The sequence below is a fragment of the Paenibacillus sp. EC2-1 genome (assembly GCF_049311625.1).
Classification (GTDB): Bacteria; Bacillota; Bacilli; order Paenibacillales; family Paenibacillaceae; genus Paenibacillus_AQ.
The window spans coordinates 3,736,135-3,756,031 of sequence record NZ_CP186006.1; the positions used below are offsets into that span (position 1 = coordinate 3,736,135).

General features: G+C 42.1%; 12 protein-coding genes. 1 reads left to right on the forward strand and 11 read right to left on the reverse strand.

Annotated features, from left to right (window positions below):
- Window positions 1–5: 5 nt before the first annotated feature.
- The 8 genes from fabD to ACK8P5_RS17560 all read right to left on the reverse strand — a co-directional run bounded on the left by fabD (window position 6) and on the right by ACK8P5_RS17560 (window position 17,687).
- Window positions 6–1,289: an ACP S-malonyltransferase gene (gene fabD, locus ACK8P5_RS17525; RefSeq protein WP_422657546.1), complete on the reverse strand. Its 1,284-nt coding sequence runs from the start codon at window positions 1,287–1,289 to the stop codon at window positions 6–8.
- 14 nt (window positions 1,290–1,303) lie between these two features.
- Entirely contained in the window at window positions 1,304–5,128 is a 3,825-nt protein-coding gene (locus ACK8P5_RS17530) for a non-ribosomal peptide synthetase (RefSeq protein WP_422657547.1), read from the reverse strand.
- 48 nt (window positions 5,129–5,176) lie between these two features.
- The gene (locus ACK8P5_RS17535; protein ID WP_422657548.1) at window positions 5,177–8,290 is read right to left on the reverse strand and encodes a cyclic peptide export ABC transporter; all 3,114 of its coding nucleotides are present in this window, start codon (window positions 8,288–8,290) and stop codon (window positions 5,177–5,179) included.
- On the reverse strand, window positions 8,283–9,527 hold the full coding sequence (locus tag ACK8P5_RS17540; protein WP_422657549.1) for a macrolide family glycosyltransferase: 1,245 nt from the start codon (window positions 9,525–9,527) through the stop codon (window positions 8,283–8,285). Before ACK8P5_RS17540 ends, ACK8P5_RS17535 begins: the two co-directional genes overlap by 8 nt.
- Window positions 9,528–9,588: 61 nt before the next feature.
- Complete coding sequence (locus ACK8P5_RS17545) at window positions 9,589–14,124, reverse strand: amino acid adenylation domain-containing protein (protein WP_422657550.1); 4,536 nt, start codon at window positions 14,122–14,124, stop codon at window positions 9,589–9,591.
- Window positions 14,125–14,633: 509 nt separating this feature from the next.
- Window positions 14,634–15,323, reverse strand: coding sequence for a 4'-phosphopantetheinyl transferase family protein (locus ACK8P5_RS17550; RefSeq protein ID WP_422657551.1), 690 nt, complete (start codon window positions 15,321–15,323; stop codon window positions 14,634–14,636).
- A 160-nt stretch (window positions 15,324–15,483) separates the two neighbouring features.
- Window positions 15,484–16,509: a lytic polysaccharide monooxygenase gene (locus ACK8P5_RS17555; RefSeq protein ID WP_422657552.1), complete on the reverse strand. Its 1,026-nt coding sequence runs from the start codon at window positions 16,507–16,509 to the stop codon at window positions 15,484–15,486.
- 584 nt (window positions 16,510–17,093) lie between these two features.
- Window positions 17,094–17,687 (reverse strand): chloramphenicol phosphotransferase CPT family protein, encoded by a 594-nt coding sequence (locus tag ACK8P5_RS17560; protein WP_422661506.1) that lies wholly within the window; start codon window positions 17,685–17,687, stop codon window positions 17,094–17,096.
- Window positions 17,688–17,894: 207 nt separating this feature from the next.
- Here ACK8P5_RS17560 and ACK8P5_RS17565 point away from each other — a divergent pair, with 207 nt between their 5' ends.
- Entirely contained in the window at window positions 17,895–18,203 is a 309-nt protein-coding gene (locus ACK8P5_RS17565; RefSeq protein WP_422657553.1) for a DUF4181 domain-containing protein, read from the forward strand.
- 261 nt (window positions 18,204–18,464) lie between these two features.
- Here the strand turns inward: ACK8P5_RS17565 and ACK8P5_RS17570 are convergent, their stop codons facing one another.
- From ACK8P5_RS17570 to ACK8P5_RS17580, 3 genes are read right to left on the reverse strand one after another with little or no spacing between them, the layout of a single operon-like run.
- Window positions 18,465–18,914 (reverse strand): GNAT family N-acetyltransferase, encoded by a 450-nt coding sequence (locus ACK8P5_RS17570; protein WP_422657554.1) that lies wholly within the window; start codon window positions 18,912–18,914, stop codon window positions 18,465–18,467.
- Between the two features lie 36 nt (window positions 18,915–18,950).
- Window positions 18,951–19,487 (reverse strand): hypothetical protein, encoded by a 537-nt coding sequence (locus ACK8P5_RS17575; RefSeq protein ID WP_422657555.1) that lies wholly within the window; start codon window positions 19,485–19,487, stop codon window positions 18,951–18,953.
- On the reverse strand, window positions 19,471–19,884 hold the full coding sequence (locus ACK8P5_RS17580; RefSeq protein WP_422657556.1) for an NUDIX hydrolase: 414 nt from the start codon (window positions 19,882–19,884) through the stop codon (window positions 19,471–19,473). The genes ACK8P5_RS17575 and ACK8P5_RS17580 overlap by 17 nt, the downstream gene beginning before the upstream one ends.
- Window positions 19,885–19,897 lie beyond the last annotated feature (13 nt).

Sequence of the window (19,897 nt, forward strand, 5' to 3'; positions counted from 1 at the left end):
CATCATCAAGTCATCACCCGTGAATCAGGCAAGAATTCTGGAAATAGTGCTTCTGTTCCGGTCTTTCTCAAAATATCTGCAAATCGCTCTTGCTGCTCTTGTTCCGGTACCATTTTCGTATCTAGCATCTGCTTTAGCCTTTCAAGCGCCTCCTGCATCTCAGCCTTAGTAGGAAGTGCCCCGCTCTCATCCAGTCGTTCCTGAAGTCGCTCGACTTCCCGATAAGGAAGAACGAAGCCTTGTTGATAAGCTTCAAGGTCCCAATTCCGATTGCGTGTACATACAGCAGCGGCAAGGCATTTTGTCACTACATTATTAGAAGCTTTTTGCCTTGCTTGTTCCAGCCTGTCAGCTTCCAGCTCTTTCTGAAGCAAATCTAGCTCTACTGAAGATTCATAGGGATAACAGACAATAGACTTGGCATCCGTTCGGATAAACTGTGTTAGCACTTGTTTCGCGCCTAGCTCAGCTGCCATACTAATGCCCTGCTCAACTAACAGTTTCATTGTCCAATCCCAGCGAACAGGAGCGGTAAGCTGCTTAGTCAAATAAGAGACAATCTGATCTGGCGAATCATATGGTTTCCCTGTGACGTTAGACACCACGGACCACTTAAATGGACTATAGGTATAAGCAGCTAGTTCTTCTTGAAAACGGGTCGCCGCTGTCTTCATTAGTGGACTGTGAAAAGGCGCACTCACTTTCAAAAATGCGATACGTGCTCCAAAAGATTCAAGCTCACGGGCCGCCTCTTCAACGGCACTGCGATGTCCGGAGATAACCAGCTGTCCGGAAGTATTGTAATTGGAGATCACCACCTCTTGCTGCTTAGCGATAGAAGCCTGTCTACATGCCTCTTCTACACGCCTTGGATCACTCCCCATCACGGCACACATCGCTCCAATTCCCTCAGCTGCCGCCTCCTGCATGAGTTGACCTCGACGTCTTACAAGCTTAAGCGCATCGTGAAATGTCATCGCACCCGCACATGTCAGTGCGGAGAATTCGCCCAGACTATGGCCTGCAGAAACAACCGGTTCTACACCAATCTCCTCCATGTATACACGGAAGGCTGCAATACTTACGGTAAGGAGTGCGGGCTGTGCGTTCTCGGTTCGTGTCAATTCCTCGGCACTCCCATGTGTAATAAGCGCTTGAAGATCGAAATGAAGTACATCATTGGCCTCAGCGAATATCTCTCTTGCTGCTGCCGATCGATTCAGTAAATCTTGCCCCATCCCGATGTACTGTGAGCCTTGACCTGGAAATAGAAGCGCGAGCTTTCTCATCTGTTACCTCCTCCTCACGACATCACGCGGTTTGCAGTCAGCTGGATTAGCAGATCAACATACCCACTAGCGAGCATTCGAACCGCCTCTTCTTTGATGCGTTTGTCGTTAAATTTGATTGAAATAGATAACTGACTTTCATCAACATGATCTTCTATTCCAAAAGCTATGTCGTATATTTCAAGCCAAGATGCTCCGACATCAAGATCTTGCAGACCATAAATAAGGGGGAGTACTTCATCTGCTGCCTTCTGAACATGTGTCGATGAAATATGATCTAATCGGTAAGCATTCAATCGATTCACTCGGCATCGGTTCACATACTGAAACAGCTCATCAAATCCATTCATCTTCATAAAATCAATCGGTATAGGCACTGCCTGTTCACCCTCCGCCAGCAAACAATGAATTGCAGCAAGTGGCTGATCATTCCATTCACGAAACATAAACAGCACCATACCTGTTAACAGATCAAGTGTTTCAACGTTGTGGTCCGAGGCAATTCCGGAAATAACCTCTCTATGATGAGACTTTAGATTAAATCGTACGACTCCTCTTCCATGCCCGTTCAAATTCTGATGAAAAAAGGTTGTTGGAAGCATTTGATATACATGCCACGTAGCTCGCTCGTCTTGCTTCCCTGTGCCCTTCTTATCATCAACCCATCTGGCTAATTTCGATATGGTTGTATAGGTGAAGAGATCAACGATCTCAATCCCAAATCCATATTCTTTCTCAAGCTTGGCATGGAGCTGCATAAGCAGAATCGAGTTACCACCAAGATCAAAGAAATGCTCATGAAGCCCAATATCCTCTACTTTAAGCACATCCTGCCACACACGCCGGATCTGTAGTTCAGACTCACTAGCAGCTCCCCATTCAATACTTGCTGCATCATCGATCACTGTTAATCTATCTGTGATCTGGAGCAGTGCATGTCGATCTAACTTACCGTTCGGCGTCTTAGGAACCTTATCAATACGGTAGAAAAAGCTTGGGATCATGTACGATGGTAGGCTACCAGTCAATGTATCCCGTAGTTCATTCTCAGTTATGTCTCGATTGACCTTAATATAAGCCGCAAGCGACATCATCCCATGTTCATTTAAATTCGTAAGCACAATCGCTTCATCAACAGCTAAAATCTCAAGCAAATGATGTTCGATCTCCCCTGGCTCCACCCGGTAGCCTCGGATTTTCACCTGTTGATCATTTCTGCCTACATAAAGCAGGCTTCCATCTGATCGCCAAAGTCCAATGTCGCCTGTACGGTACATGCGTATATGTGCATCAAACGGATCGCAAGTAAAATGTCGCTGCGTTAGCTCATCTCGATTCAGATAACCTCTCGCTACACCCGATCCGGCAATACAAATCTCCCCTGCAACCCCTACGGGTAGCGGATGTCCGTAACCATCAAGCACATATACACGGTAATTTAATATGGGTTCCCCGATGGGTATGCTCATTCGAGAGGTATATTCCGGCAAGCAACGATGGTATGTTGCACATACTGTCGCTTCAGTCGGTCCATAGGTGTTGTATACCTCTGCTCTCTTATGCAGCTCCGACATATACTCCGCTTTAAGGACATCACCACCACTGATAAAGATTCGAACACTGTCCATACCGGATTGCTTATTCAGCTCATTCATAAGCAGCGGGGAGCATGAGACAATCGTGACTTGATGACGATCGATTAATTGGACTAGTCTCGGCATGTCAATCACATCTGTCCTGCGAGCAATTACAATCTGTCCCCCCGCGAACAATACCGGATAGACTTCCTCTACGAACTGATCAAAAGAACATGATGACTGCTGTAAAAAGGTATCTTTATCTGTTAAATGAAACTCATGCTGAAAAGCATCCGCATAAGCCAGCAAGTTGCGATGTTCTACAACTACACCTTTCGGCGTACCTGTTGAGCCTGAAGTGTACAGGATATATGCGGTATCACTCGGTTTATGTGAAGGAATAACAGCATGAACCTTGGCTGTATCCAAACCTGACATCATCTTTTCTAAGCACAAGGTAGTACCATTAAACTCAATCGTATCTGGAATCACTGGATCATCCATTACCATGATTCTCGCCTTGCAATCAAGGAGAATCTGATTAATACGAGCTGGGGCATAATCATAATCAATAGGCACATAAGCTGCACCTGATTTGAGTACCGCTAACATCGCTATAATGAGTCGCTCAGATCGCTCTAGCCATAAGGCCACAGGTTCATCATTGCTGATACCAAGAGTGTTAATCTGATTCGCAAGCTGGTCAGCCCTCTGGTTCATTTCTTGATAGGTATAACTGTGTTCGCCACATATTACAGCTATTGCGTGGGGCGAGTCCTTAGCCTTTTTCTCAAACCGAAGATGCACAAGTTCTTCTAGGCAGGACTCATGTTGTATCGAAAATTCATGGGATGAAATACGCTTGTTAAACGAAGTGTCAATCTCATTCATTTCCTCTGCCGTCAAAAGACCAAGCTCACAGATCTTCATCTCTGTTTCACTGCACATTTGCATAACAATCTGTTTAAAGTGACCTGCTAGTCGGGTAATCATTGCTTCAGAGAACGATAATGGATCATACGCAAAATCTATTATCATTTCGCCAGACTCTACAGGCTGAACACCGACCGTCAGCCCATAGTGAGTAGATTCGGCCATCTCATATCGTTCAATTCCCAAGCTTCCCACTTGCCTGATGCTCGTATCTAGTGGGTAATTCTCCACGACCATAATAGAGTTAAACAAAGGTTCATGAGAATCAGCACTACAGTAAGTGTTCATATCCACGAGAGGGGTTAGCTCATAGTCAACACGATGCTTAAGCTTCTCGTTAACCGATTGGATCAACCGCCTGACCGATTCATCTCCTGACCAGCAAATGCGCAGTGGAATGGTATTTATAAATAAACCGATCATTTCTTCCATTCCAGGAAGCTCTGGTGTTCTCCCCGACACTGTTGTACCGAATAGTACATCCTCAGCTCGACAGTATCGCCCTAGGACTAATCCCCATGCAGTATACAAATACGCGGCAAGCGTCAACTCATGATGCTGAGTGTAGTGAGTAATAGCTTCTACCTCTTGAATGGAGAGTGCCAGAGTATGTGAACTCGTTGACTGTCCTGAAGCGTTTTCTATATACAGCTCTCTTGGTTCGGTCAGAGACGTACGTTCCTCCCACCCTTGAAATTCCTGCTCCCAATACTGCCGCTGCAAAGCTCTGTCTTGACGATGCAACAACTGTACGAACTGTTTGAATGGGGTCTTTCCAACTTTTCTTAAAGGTCTATGGTTCTCTTCAACCACAGCTTGATGTGCCTGCATAAACTCTTTTATAAGCAAGCCATTACTCCAACCATCGAACAAAATATGATGCCACGTGATAATCATCTCGCAAGAGTCATAATCGATAAGACATAGTGAAATCCGCATAGGCTCCACTTCGAGATCTATCTCTTGCGAACGATCATTAACTTTTAATTCAGCAATTAACGCCTCTGCTTGTTTAACCGAATAACTAGAGTAATCCAATACTGCAATTGGAAGATCTTTATCTTTTAACACAATTTGAACAGGCTTATCGAGCTGATCCCAACGGTACACGGTCCGAAGTACATCATTTGCGTTTACAACCTGCTTCCATGCTCCTCGAATAGATTCAACCGAGTAGAGACCCGACAATCGAACTGAAAACTGCTGAGTATAGTGGTCATGATTCTTATCGCTTCGGTAATGAAACAACAAGCCCTCCTGCATGGGCGTTAATGCTACGATATCTTCCACATTGGCCTTGTCCAATTTGGGTGAACGATTTTCTCTCATTTCGTTTCCTCCTCAACTTGCTGGAAGTAGATCGTTTCAACTCTTTGTCTAATAAACAATAGCCGCTTTACCTTGACCATCCTCAATCTGCTCCACCTTCACGACCTGGCCCAGATCCATCTTGATCACTTGATCTGCCATATGGAAATAACGGTCATCGTGTGTAATTGCAATAATGCATTTCCCTCTTTGTTTCAGCTCAGGCAGCAAGGTGTCATAGAAGAAAGCTCGATATTCTGGATCTTGGTCCGCTGCCCATTCATCAAACAAGCAGATTGGACGATCCTCAAGATAACTAATGAGCAGCGCCAGCCGCTTACGTTGTCCTGTTGATAGCTTGGTTGTATTGAGCGAGCCATCACGAATTTCAACTTTATCCTGTAGATGGAGTACATTGAGATAATGCTCAATTTCGGATTGCTTAGCATCATGAGGAACACCATAGAGTTTTTTAAATAAATAAAAGTCACTGAATATGGCGGAAAACTGCTCACTTAGCTCTTGTGTCGAAACATGATCGCCGTTCATCGTAATTGAGCCTTGAACGGGTTCATAGAGTCCAGTTATTAACTTCGCCAAAGTTGATTTTCCACTACCGTTACCGCCAGTTATAAACGTAATCTGACCTGCTCGGAATGAGCAGTCGATAGGCCCAACAGCGAAGTGTTCTCCTTCTTGATTGCCGTAGTGATATTCAACAGATTGCAGTTTAAGCTCTGTTGTTTCGGTCTTCTCCAAACTAGATGCAACCTGATGCTTCACTTCTTGAATTGAGTCCAGCTCACGCGACAGTTCATTAATTCGGTTCCAGCTGATACGAACGCGGAATATATTCGGGATTGTTCCCAAGATGCCATGCACAGGACCTGTCATATACAGAAGCACGAATACATAGTTGCGTAGCGTACCTACTTTCAGATCGGTGAATAGCAGCGGGAACAAGAAGACCACTGCACCAATGACGAACGTAAACAACAACTCACCAATTACATTTACATTCGCGAATTTCAAGTCGCCCCCGATACGTTTCTCACGATACGCATGGCAGTTATCCTGCATATCTTTCTTGAAATCCTCACGCTTGTTATGATTCAAGCTTAGTTCCTTGAACCCGCCTGTGAGGTCATGAATAAAGCGGAAAAACACATTTTGAATATCACGCATTTGCTCCCATAACCGATTCGCTTTCAAGCCTGTAAAGTAATGAATGCCTGCAGCTACTACAATAAAGCAGATTGCCATGACCACTCCCATGGGACTAATCATGCCCATATAGACAAAGCAACTGATTAAAGTAACTAGGCTTGTAGCTCCCGTAATCACAATATTGGAGAATCCACTGATCGTTTCCGTGTCATTATTAAGCGAAGCTGGTATTTTACCATCTTCAATGCCTTCTACTTTTTGATACGAAGTATTGAGAATTTTGCCAAGCAGCTCCATCCGTTTCTCGTAAACCATGTCATTGGCAATGCGTACGAGTCTTGTTCGAACAAGCTTCTGTCCAAATACATAAATCGCAATACCAAGTACAAAGTAAAGCAGCATACCGCTCTGGAATTGATCAAGATCTCGGTTTAGCGTCTCATTCACAATAAAAATAATAAGTGCATTACCGAATCCGCTTGCTACGCTAAGCAGTGTTATTGCAAAGAAAGAACGATCATCTGACTTCGGAAATACAGTCGTAAAGAGGAAGTACAATCCGAACAAGCAGATCGCAGCGAACAAGGAAAATACGGCATAGATTAAGGTGTTAGGCGCCCAGACCTGGACGAAGTCCCAGTTCACTCCCCAGAAGAGTGTATCTGGGATTTGATACAGGCAATAAGCAAGGCCTACCATGAATAAGCTAAAAATCATGAACCCCATAATTGTCGTTGAGTGACGACCTACATAATGTCGATTTTTCCGAAAGGCCTGCCATACCGCTTTCCCTGTCAGCCATAAGACCAACAACAGCACCGGCACCGTCAAGAGAAGCACCACAGAAGAAATAGCATCGATGCTCTTGTACATATCACCTGCAGGCTCAATTACTTCTTGGCCGACAAGCATATTCATGATGCCTTGCGCTGCTGCTCCCGAATAGGGAGAGTTCATATTAGCAAGAACCGCGACACCGTAACCATCGGTTGGACGAATGACAAAATAACTCGAGTAATTGGGATTGCCCCCCGCATGAGCCAGCATGCCAGTTCCATCCTGATATACGCTCCAGCCCGCTGCGTAGGAAGAACCATCAGAGGATGGAGCTACAGAGCGGTCAGGTTCATGAGATCGAGCTAGCCATCTCTCAAAATCTCGGGCTTCAACTGTTCCCATTTGGATTTTGAGCCACTTTGCTATATCTACGGCATTCGAAATGATATAACCGGCAGGTGTGTTTCCTCTATACATTGGAGCATCGTAGGCAGCTGGTCTTAACATGCTGAGCTTATACCCTACGGCCATGTCACCACGTGCAGCATCCTCACGAAACATATATGTCTGTTCCAAATTCAGTGGAGCTAAGACATTCTGTTCGACATACGCCTCGTACGAGATACCAGAGACCTGCTGAATAATAAGAGCGAGTACATCGTAATTAATCGTCGCGTATTCGTATTTCTCCCCGGGCTCGTGATTAAGCTTTTGCCCGATTTGAGTCCGAACCGTTCTCTCCAGCGCCAGCTCATCATCGGCCACTGGAATGTCCCGAATGCTATGGAATGGAATTCCACTCGTATGATGAAGTAAATGTTTGACTCGAATATCGGCTGGCTTCCCTTTATAGGTGGTGTTGAACCACGGAAGGTACTTCGTAACAGAATCTTCTAGATTCACGAGCCCCTGATCTTCTAATTGAATCAGTGACAAAGCCGTGAAGGCCTTACTTGTTGAACCAAGCTCAAATAATGTCTCTGGCAAAACCGGCACATCGTTGTCTGTATCTGCATATCCGAATCCTTTTTGATAGACCGTCTCTTCCCCTTGTACAATGACCACGGACATGCCAGGAATCTTCGACTTGTCCATCATATCCTCGATATAGGTATCAATATCATTTGTGGTAGTCGATCCAATCGAAAGGGGCGAAGCTGCCAAACTGCCTATGGGTGTACTCATTAGAAAAACAGCCATAAGGCCAATCAATAACAGCAACCGTGTAATTTTACTCATGGCACACCTTCTGCTTCCCGAATTGAATAATTTTTTGTACCGCGAAATCCATGCCACCTGCGGCCTTAAACGAATGCCTGATACGCTCGCAATTATCTTGATAAAGAGGCTTCTCCAGCACCTGCTTTACCGCCTCGCTCAATTGTTCTTTTGTAGGAAGTGGATCTCGTAGATATATCCCCGTTCCAGAACGCTCAACCATCAACGCTCCCATAAACTCATCAAACACCTGAGGTATGACAATCATAGGTACTACGCTGCATAAAGACTCGTAGATGCTATTCGCCCCACCATGGGTGATAAAAACGTCGGCTCTATTGAGTAGTTTAAGTTGAGGAACATAAGACTGAACAATGAAATTGTCCGGTACCGGACCTATGCATGAAAGATCTGTTTCCATGCCAAGGGACATAACGACCTGATACTTGGATTCACCCAACACATCAAAACATATCTGATAGAGCTCAGACAGATTATGTAAGATGGTCCCGAAAGCTATATAGATCAGCGGTCTATCATCCAATGCCTCAAAGGGAAAATCTGTAGATTCCACTCTTGGATACAGCTCATAACCGCAGAACACATGCGTATCGTCAAATACTTCCTCATACACTTGAAACTCCCGGGAACTAAACACCAAATTAAGCTGCTCTTTACTACAAAAGATGTCATTCATAACATTCATCGGAGGTTTACCATATTTGGTCCCAATGACACGGGAGAGCTTGTCCATCAGCTTACGATATACATCATGCTGTCCTTTATGCCGGAGATAGAGGGGTTCCTCCGATGCAAGCAGCACATACTCCATGAAAAATGCAGGGTCTTTCTGCGCCATCTCATCGATAAACGGAAAGTTTGCGAACAAGGAGATTCCCGGTATTTGAAGCTCTGCTGCCAGCTCTTTTCCCCATAAGCAAAAGCTGTCATGAATGATATAATCCGGCTGTAATTCACAGACCTCATCACGCAAAGCCTCAACGATGGACCTGCATTTGTCCATAATAAAATCCGCAAATACGAGCAGTGTCTCCATGCCTGTTCCGTTATGTCTCCCAAAACTTAGTAGACCTTGATAGCTGCGAAAAATGGCACCCGTTTGCTCAATTTTTTCACGGAAAGGCTCACTGCAATAGTAATAAACCTCCTCACCATTCTCACAAAGCTTATGGATCAAGCCAAGTGTCGGATTCACATGCCCATGCAAATCAACACCGAAGAACACGACTCTAGACATATTGAATGCCCCCTTTTTATCCCAGATCACGTACTTCCATTCATCTCTTGAAGAGATCTTGCTAGAAAAATAAACTGTCGAGATCCTCCTGAGATAACTTAGCAGCTTCAAAGTCTGAAGGAGTGTATTCCTTTACTTGATTCCCTGAACAATGGTTCAAGATCAACATAAGCGCTTTTTTATAGGAGTTCGTAAAACTCTCTATTGTCTGGTCTTCGAATCGAGCTCTGCTATAAGTGATACTAAACTGCAAGGATTGATTAACGACCATTGCCTGAATGTCTAGCAAGCAAGTTAGCTCATGTTGTCTACTCGTATCGAGTCCGCTGCTTTCTGGAGCTAATGCGAACCAAGGGTTATCCCAAGCACCATCAAAGTCACCCAGAAAATTAAAACGAATAAGCGTCTTAGGATCATACTCTTTAGATAGCTTTCCTCTCGACTGAAGGATGCCAAAGCCAATGCCTTGCATAGGAGTTGAGCGAATCTGCTCTTTTACCCCTTTGACAAGGGAAGCCACATTCGAACTACCATCTGGTTCATTAACCGGGTAAGTAATCTTTACGGGATACATGCTCGTGAACCAGCCTATTGTTCGAGAAAGATCAAGTTCCTCTACTGGCTCTCGTCCATGTGATTCCAATTCGATAACCTGCTCATGGATATGGAAGCTCTCATATATCGCTTGGGCCAAGGCTGCAACGAGCAATTCCAATGGCTTCGTCCCATACGCTTGATGGCATTCATATAATAAACAGTCCGTCTCCTCAGACGTAAATTTATGCTCCACTCTATGAGTACTACTCATCAATGCGACTCCATCACTACAATCAGCAGGGATTGGATGGATTGCAGTAATGGTCTCTTCCCAATATCGTTGTTCCTGTTCGGCAACTGAACATCTCGATAATGCGCTTGACCACATCTGTAAGGATGCTGTTTTAGAAGGAAGCAGGTACATTTCTCCACGCGAGTAGCTGCTGAGCGATTCTGCTAGGTCCTCCAGTAAGATGCGCCACGAGACACCATCAATAACTAGGTGATGAGCTGTAATTAACAGTCTCTTTCCCTTCGGTCCAAGATCAAATAGGCAACCTCCAATCAAACATGTATCTCGCAAGTGAAATTGCGCCTTTAAGGTCTCACCAATTTCAGACATGCGCTCCTGTTGTCTAGGATACTCAAATTCGGCTAAGGAAACGGATTGAAACAGCATCATTCGATCTGCTTGATTATGATACTCAAGCTCTTGGGTATCCATATTGCACTGCAATCGTAAACCGTCATGGTGCTCAATCAAACGTAGTAACATCATTCTTGCGATGTCAGCTTCAATATCAGCCTTTAACTCAAGGAGTACGGACTGATGATAGTAGTCTGGCTGCTCAAACTGCTGATTAAAGAACCAAGAAACAATCGGCCATGATGCAACATTTCCTACACAGCGCTCTTGAGAATAGATGTTTCCGTGATTCATAGATTCCAGCCTACACGCCATCTGCTCGATGATTGGATATTCCAGGATATCTCTGACCTTAAGCGAATATCCCATTCGATTCATCCGTGAAGAAACTTGGATCGCTTTAATCGAGTCTCCACCTAATTCATAAAAATGATCATGAACACTCACCACTTCAAGCTGCAAAACACCAGCAATTACTTCAATTAAACATTCTTCATCACGACTTAGCGATCCAGCATAATTGTGTTCCCGCGCTAAAGCGAAATCCGGCTCAGGAAGAAGAGCTCGATTCACTTTTCCATTAATCGTAAGCGGAATTTCGTCCAGTTCTATAAATGCTGAAGGCACCATAAAAGCTGGGAGTGTATGAGATAAATATTGCTTTAATTCATTCATATCTACTGATGATTGTTTCACAATGTAAGCACATAGATATTTTCCGAGCCTCTCATTTTCTCGATCCATAACAAATGCATCTAAGACTGCTTCATGCAAGGTGATAGACTTCTCAATCTCCCCGGTCTCAATACGATATCCTCGTATTTTCACTTGATGATCCACACGACCAACGTATTCAAGCTTGCCATCTGGAAGACGTTTTACAAGATCACCTGTACGGTACATCCGAGTACCCGGTATGAATGGATTATCTAGAAATCTCTCCTGAGTCAACTCTTTACGGTGCAAATATCCTCTAGCCACCCCATCCCCGGCAATATACATCTCTCCAATTTCACCGGGCAAAACCGGATTGTGATCCTGATCTAGGATATACAGCATGACGTTATCCGCTGGAATACCAATAGGTACAGATACTCGTGTATCTTCAATAGGATTAAACTTATGAATCATGCACCCCACCACGGTTTCGGTTGGTCCATATTCATTGTAAATTTCGATGGCTCCTCCAAATGAATCGGTGATTTCTCTAGCTAGACTTGTCTTTAGATCTTCACCACCAACAATAAAACGTTTTACGGAAGATTGTGAATTGTCACACTCTTTGAGCAGTGCTAAATGTGCTGGGGTGAGCTTCACGATGCTGGAAACATTGTCTCGCATAATTCGATATAGAATAAATTCATCTCCGTTATCTCGATAAACGATAATTGTTCCACCGCTTATGAGTGGCGTGAATATGGAGGTTACCGTTAGATCAAAGGCAAGTGAAGAATACAGCGGGAATGTAGGTGTAGAATCTCGAACATAGACTTTTTTTGCCCACCAAATGTAATTCGTTAGACCTCTATGTTCAATCATTGCACCTTTGGGCCGTCCCGTTGAACCCGAAGTATAAATGATATACGCTAGGTCACTAGGTTCATGAATATGACCAACATTGGAGGAATCGAAATCATATTCATGAAGTGAAAGATTATCGTAGATTAGAATCTCGCCTAAATACTCGTTAAGAGCCGTATCGGGTATATTTGTGATTACAAGCTTGGCACCTGAGTCCTCCAGCATATAGCGAATCCGTTCTTCAGGATAGGCTGGGTCAATCGGCAGATACGTTCCACCTGCCTTCATCACCGCTAGAATGGTAACGACTGCTTCAATCGAATGCAGCATCCATAATCCGACGATTGTCTCTCGTGTAATCCCTTTTTGGATCAAGTAATGTGCTAACCGATTGGCTTGCTCATTTAACTGTTGATATGTCCATTGATTCTGATCATGCGAAATAGCGATAAGATTCGGATGTCGTCTAACTTGTTTCTCAAACAGCTGTAATACGGTTTTATCCTCGGGATAAGGCGTGTCCGTTAGGTTATAGTCAATCAATTCACGTCGTCGTTCCGCAGGTGTTAGTAGACTAATACTTGTTATTGCTGACTGAGGTTTATCTAACATCTGTTCGATAATAAGTAACAACCTTCGAGACAGTTCCTCTATCTGCTCCGCCTGATACGCATCTAGCCGGTAATCATAATCTAGCGTTAACCCTCCATCAGCAGACCAATGTTTAATCACGATCTGGAGTTCGTATAGCTGATGCCCATTATAAAACTCTACATTCTCTACGGGGCTACCATTGAATCTGGTTTGAAGCTTCGTATTGTAATAATTAATGCTGGTTTGAAACAGCTGATCATAGCCTTTCCTCTTCAGCTCAAGTTCCTGCGCAAGTAAATCATATGGATAACGTTGGTGATAATAGCATTCCATCAAGCCTTTTTGAACAGATTGTATAGCATCTAGCACCGCCTCTTCAGCATTCAGCTCGTACCTGAATGGCATAGTGCTGGTGAACATTCCATACATCGACTTTTCCTTTTTGCCGGAACGATTTAATACAGGTGTTCCAACAACCTGATCACGCTGCTGTGTCGTCTTGTATGTGTAAATGAAATAGGCTAGTACAAAGAACGTATTCAATGATACTCCTGATTTCTCTGCCCATGATTGAATCCGGTGGGATAGGGCTGTATCGAGCTGTACCGTATACCTTCTTCCTTCTGTGTTACGAATAGCTGCTTGAGTTACGCTCTCGGGAATGGTTTGGAACTTATCATGCCAATATTGCTTGCTCTTCAAGAATCTAGGTGAGGTTGTGTAAGTCTGTGCCTGATTCACATACTCGAGATATGAAGGAGGTTCGAATGACATATCAATGGACTTGCCATCCAGAAGCTGAGTATAGAAGTTCGCAATCTGTGAGGTTGTTAATAGGTTTGACCAGCCATCTGAGATCATATGATGACTCTTTACTAGGTAGCCGTTATCTTCGTCTGATAGGCGAAACATAGCGAAGTAGTACAACTTGGAATTCACTAACGGAATTGGCTTCCTTGCCTCGCTATGCACCCAAGACCAGAAAGCAGCCTCAGGCTCAGGTTCATTCGAAAAATCAAAGTAAGGAAGAGTTGTCTTCTCAAAGGGACTGACCCTTTGTACCATCTCACCATCACATTCAGTAAGTTGAATTCGAAGCCCCTCATGAAGTTGAATAAAAGCATGAATCGCTTGCTCAAGTAAGACAAAATCAATTACACCTTTAATTCGAACAGGGCCGCCAATATTCGCCATGGATGTGCCAGGAAAAATCTGCTCCATATACCATATGCGCTTCTGAGCATGGATCAATGGATAAGTGACATCGTCGAGCGCTTGAACCGATGTCATTACACTCATGTGAAATTCCTCCCATATATTAAATTAGATGGATATATCTTTGTCCAAATCTAGAGTATAAAGTTCAAATGTGAGATCGATAGAAGTATAGATGGAGAAGATCCGAATAAATATTGCGGAAAATGTTGTTGGGTAGATTCTTGAAGGGGGAGAAATTTATTATTCATTAAATAAGCAAATGATTAGAAACATAATGGTTTAACAGCCTTAATCTACCAAATATTATCATAATAAGTCAATGTGACTATTGGATTATATTGTAAGTGATTTTTGTCGATATACGTCGATTTCCGTTGTATTTTAAGATTTTTAATCGATAACAATGATAAAAAACACACTATTTCTTACATTTAATCATGAATTATTGAAGAAAATTTGATAAATTGTAACATTTTCCAAGTGCTCATCTACATCCGACATTTTCGAAATTGCAACAACTAAAAAATCGAGCATTTACCATGGGATCTCCTGATAAACACTCGATTATATGAATTCGCTTCAAGCCCATTTCAAGCCAAATGATTAACTAAATCTTTATAGTCATAAATTTGTATGGATGCCGGTAGAGGAGTGCCAAGTGAACATGCAGATAGCTTATAAGCGGGATCAATGTCAAATTGAGTAAACTTACAGCCTTCGTCATTAGTTTCTAGCATGAAATGATTCTCTTTGAGGCGAATACTGAAAGAATCTAGCGGCGTAGACAACCCTGTACCTATGGCCTTGATATAGCTTTCTTTGAGTGTCCACAGATCATAGAAATATGTATTTCGCTCTGATTCTGGTCTAGATATAAGATCATTAAATTCAAGAGGGGAAAAGAACCTCCTAGCGATCTCAAGATCACTCTTCTGTATCATTTCAATATCGATCCCCACTGCGCCCTGTCCTCTAATCATGACAACCCAACAACCTGAATGGGAAATATTATAATTAAAATCTTCATGCCCTAACAGCATCGGTTTCCCATAATCATTCTTCACAAAATGTATCTCTTCGTTCAGCAATCCAAGCTCCTGACATATGACTGCCCTCACAAGCAATTCACCAAATAAAGAGCGGTACGCATCTTCTTGACGAGCAAATCGGTCTAATTGATTACGTCTTTCTACTGAAATATATGATATGCTTCGTTCATACTCTTGTATCTCCATCGTTACAGGAAGTTTAACAGCTACGATAGCAGACATTTTATTCATCCACACCTTCCAATTTCTAATCTCTCTAATACTACTTGAATACAGATATCCACTCAATATCCTGGATTAACTTTTCACCCGTAAAAGGTTACTACAGATTCAATGATACATACAACAAAGAGCCTTAGAGGTTCATGGCCTCTAAGGCTCTTTATAGATATTAAGGAATGACCTTCCACACGTTGTTACCCGTCGGCGTTTCCCCGAGTGTCCACCATTTAGCTTCATAGTTGACACCGTTGTATGACACCTTATTTCCGCCTACATAAACGGTTGTTGCACTCCAAGCTGGATATGTGGTCGTGGAGTTACCAGTGGTTGTAACCGTTAATATAGAAGATGCAGGAGAAGCGTTCCCTGAAGAATCTATGGCCGTCACCGTAAAGTTATATGATGTACCACTGACCAACCCCGTGTTTGTATAACTGGTAGAGGATGTCGTGGCTACTGCAACATTATTACGGAACACTTGATAACTTGCCGCATTCGCTACAGCGGACCAGCTAAGTGAAACACTGTTGTCTGTAACGGCAGTGGAAATAAGATTTGTTGGAGCCGGAATGGCACTTCCTCCGCCAAAATCCACATCAGCTACGTTAACATAAGCCGTTGGTGCTCCGGACACTTCCCAAATCGCCAGAATAACATGATAGCCTGTTCTTTCAGGAACATTGCAATTCGTTGTATGATAGTTGGTTGGACTCGATCCATTCAAATTTTCTTGGCAGAATGGCGTAAGATCAAAGGAATCACGAGTCAGGGGAGCATTCGAATTCCAGCCTGGTTTCGTGATAAAATATTTAAAGGTAGTTGTAGCATGCGCTGCGTTCAGTTGCCAACTGAAGGGTTGTGGACCTGCCTGTATAGGAACTTTGCTCCAACGCGTTGAGGTCTGCTCATCAAGTTTAGGAAAGGTATTGCTGGCACTCGCGATATGCCCATCGGCAGGTCCTCCATTAGGGAAACCTTTTGCTGCTTCAGCACTTTGAGGTTCGTAAGACGCCCCTCCGCAATCCGTATTCACTTTGTTTTTACATAGCAGTGCGCGACTTGCAGGGGAATCCAAGTACCCGTGAGCAGAGCTCGTTTTTGGAAATAAAAGCATAAGTACAGTGAAGACCAGCAGCATTCCACAGATAACGAACATTTTGTAGAGCAAAGCGTTTTTCGGTAAAGCCAAATTCATCTTTCCGTCCTCCTCAGATTCATTTATTCACCAACCACAATATGGTTACCTGTGTAAATTATGTAATAAGTATCCAGTTTATGACGATCCTTGCATATGAAAAACCCGCCTAACATTTAGACGGGGTGTATAACCGTTTTCTTGCGAGTTACTTGTAGGTAACAAGCAATAGAGTCAACTAAAAAAGAAAACCCGATTCGGGCACATTTCGTCCACAACCCCGATTTTTCTCTAACGGATTGGACGCAAAAAACGTCCTCTGTTCGCATCCCTGGAACAAAAGACGTGCTCATTTATCTTAGAATTGCTTCAAATTGCTAAGATGATTTGTGCTGAAGGTGCTTAGACATATTCACAAAACAACGGATTTTAGACATAAATTGGACTTGTGGTGGATATTATTGAAACTATTCTATCCTGTCTGCTAGCGTCGTAACGCGGCTGCCGATCCATACCGACAGCCGCGTTTTAGTTACTTTATTAAGCTATTGTATCCCGTTAATTTAATCCGAAATCTTGCGGGCAGACCGAGGGGTAATAGCCCCAATGCTTGAATATGTCGTTATCTGATGATTCGCCTTCTATTATGAAACAATAATCTCTCTTTTACTTAAATTCTTAAACACAGAGTAATCCTGATCGGACTTAATAAAACTTAATATTTTATCGGCACATTGAACTGGGCTGAGTTCTTCCGTGTTCACTTCAAGATCATATTCATCATAGGAATATATGTAGTCGAACTGGGAATGGGCAAGCCCAATCACGCGATCTCCCCTGCTTTGCTCTCTTCTGGTGATTTCTTCTTTCGAGCACCTTACCCCTACAAACAATATAGGATGATCAATAAGTACATCATAAAAATCATTAAACGACTTGTCATTTGCGATTATGGAATCTACTATTACATTAAAACCCATTTCAGATAACAGTTTAATTGTCGAATGGTATACTGACAATATGGAATGATCAATTATTTGCGAGACAACTTGATGATCTATTCCTCTTGGAGGTTCATCTGGAAATTTATTATTCACAAAATCATTGTAATTATTAAAAAATTCATCAATTGATAAATGATAAAAAGAAATCTCTTTCTGATTTATCAGTTCAGTCGATATGGAGGTCTTTCCAGAACTTGACGTTCCGTTCAAAAACACAATGAGTCCTCGCTTCACATGAACCACCCTTATGTATAAGATTTGCGTTTCAAATTTCATTTAATTATCCGACTGCTATAATATTCGAGGAACGATTCAACAATCCTGCCCGTTAACTTAATAAATTACGGACAAATATCGATCAGATTCATGCCTGATCGGTAATCGGATCATGTTCTTGTCCCCCGACAATTAGTTTTTTGTCTACTTAGAAAGGAGACTATAATGAGTTCTCTATACTATTTTATAATAGCTTCGATACTCCTTACTGATATTATTATGAATAAAAAACTAGTCGGGGATGAAGCTAGGAATTTATCTGAAGCAACTAATTATAAATGGTTTATTCTAATTTCAATAATTATTATGATTCCTTTTTTGGTTTCCATATGGATTTTAGATTTAAACCAACCGCAACCACTACCTGCATTATTTCTAGGACTGTGTTTCTGTTATAAAGCTTTTATGGAGTTTAGGTATATTAAGGAAACAAAACGCCATTTAGTTTCCTTACTGCAGTTTCTATATTATTAGGATTTGCGGGACTACTGCTAATACTTCGTATAATTTAGAAAACACCAGCGTTATTATAGGTGTATTCCAGGAACGCAGCTTCAAATTCAATTCGTTTATACTTAGAAGCATTCTATGAAAACCAAACATGCTTTGCTTCAAGTTTCTTTAGACCTGCGCTGATGAATTCTTTTAATTTTGGTTGGAAAGCTAAGTCATTTTTTTGTGTATACCCAATGCAATCTCCCCATCTACTGTAAGTCTTATGCTCATAACGATATCTTATTTAATATCAAAGTAATGTGTTATGTTCTCATCATTATAGACTTCTATAAAATTTAGTGTGTTATAGAATTTTCTCGCTTGAGAACTGTCTGTTTTTAATACAAGTCTTGTATAATAGGTTTGGGATTTATGTATTACGGCTTCAGTAAGTTTCCTTCCAATACAATGTCTTCTAAATTCTTTTAAAACATATAATCTTCTGAGCCTCCCCACTCCTTCGCCATAAAAAGGATCTCGATTTAAGCCGCATATTCCAATAACTCTGGTATCCGAAAAACACAAAAATAGAGCTTCACCGTCTTTACTAAATCGATTGGTGCCGCTCTTGTACTCCTCAACGAATCTCGTTATGTGCCGAAATCCTTCGCTAACACTTTCTGTTAGGAGTTCATCCAGCAACTCCAAGTTCAATTCTTTATGTATATCTTGAATAACATAATTCTTCATAAGAAAGTTCCTCTGTATTCTCTAAAATCTATCTTATCAGTAAATCCTGTCTCTCAGATCTTTATCCACAAATGATATTAGAATGTCTTCTACAACGTCTGTCCCGCTTAATATAATGAGGAACTCTCCGTTAGCATAAATCCCTGTGGCATTCTCAACTGACTTAAAATCATATGACCTTAAAATTTCCTCTGAGTCTTGTATTAAATCTCCATTCTTAATCCTAAATATTTCGAAATCCGTATTTGAGAACTTAATTTGACTTATTGCATTAAACAAATCATTATCTCGATCTGTTGCTATAGCAATCGATACACCTAAATCTTTGTACTCTCTAAACCGAGCACCAAAACCCTCATGGTATATTCCAGTCCCCCAGGATTTTATTAATTGCTCTTCAGTTAATCCGAGTTTTATTCCATTTGCATTCAAGTTATCGTTAATCATTGTTAATGTCATCTGGTCTTTAGAATTAGAATATAGATAAATAGCAGCTGCAATAAAAGCTAGTAAGCATAATATTATTCCTATGAATAGTATCTTTCGTCTTGGCCTTCTAATTATTGTATTCATATAAAAAAGGCTCCGTTTGATTCAAACAATATTCTAACTGTTCTTTAAAACCTCTCCAAGTAATTTTACTTAATGCTTCATCTATGGAAAAATAGCCTATTTCATAGCTTTCGTTTGATGTTCTAAACTCACCACCAACAGGTCTACCTAGAAACAAAGTGCTGCACACGGAATCCTGGACATTCTGAAATACCCCGCAAAATCTAACGATTTCAATGTCTATACCTGTTTCTTCTTTCGTTTCTCTGATAATGGCAGCTGACAAAGATTCTCCCTCTTCTACTCGCCCCGCAGGAATCTCCCATCCTCGCTTTGGACTATTAATTAGTAAAATCTCATTGTTAATGTTTATGACAACCGCAGCCGCAACTAAGATATGCCTTGGAGAAGTATCCACGATTTCATCCTTT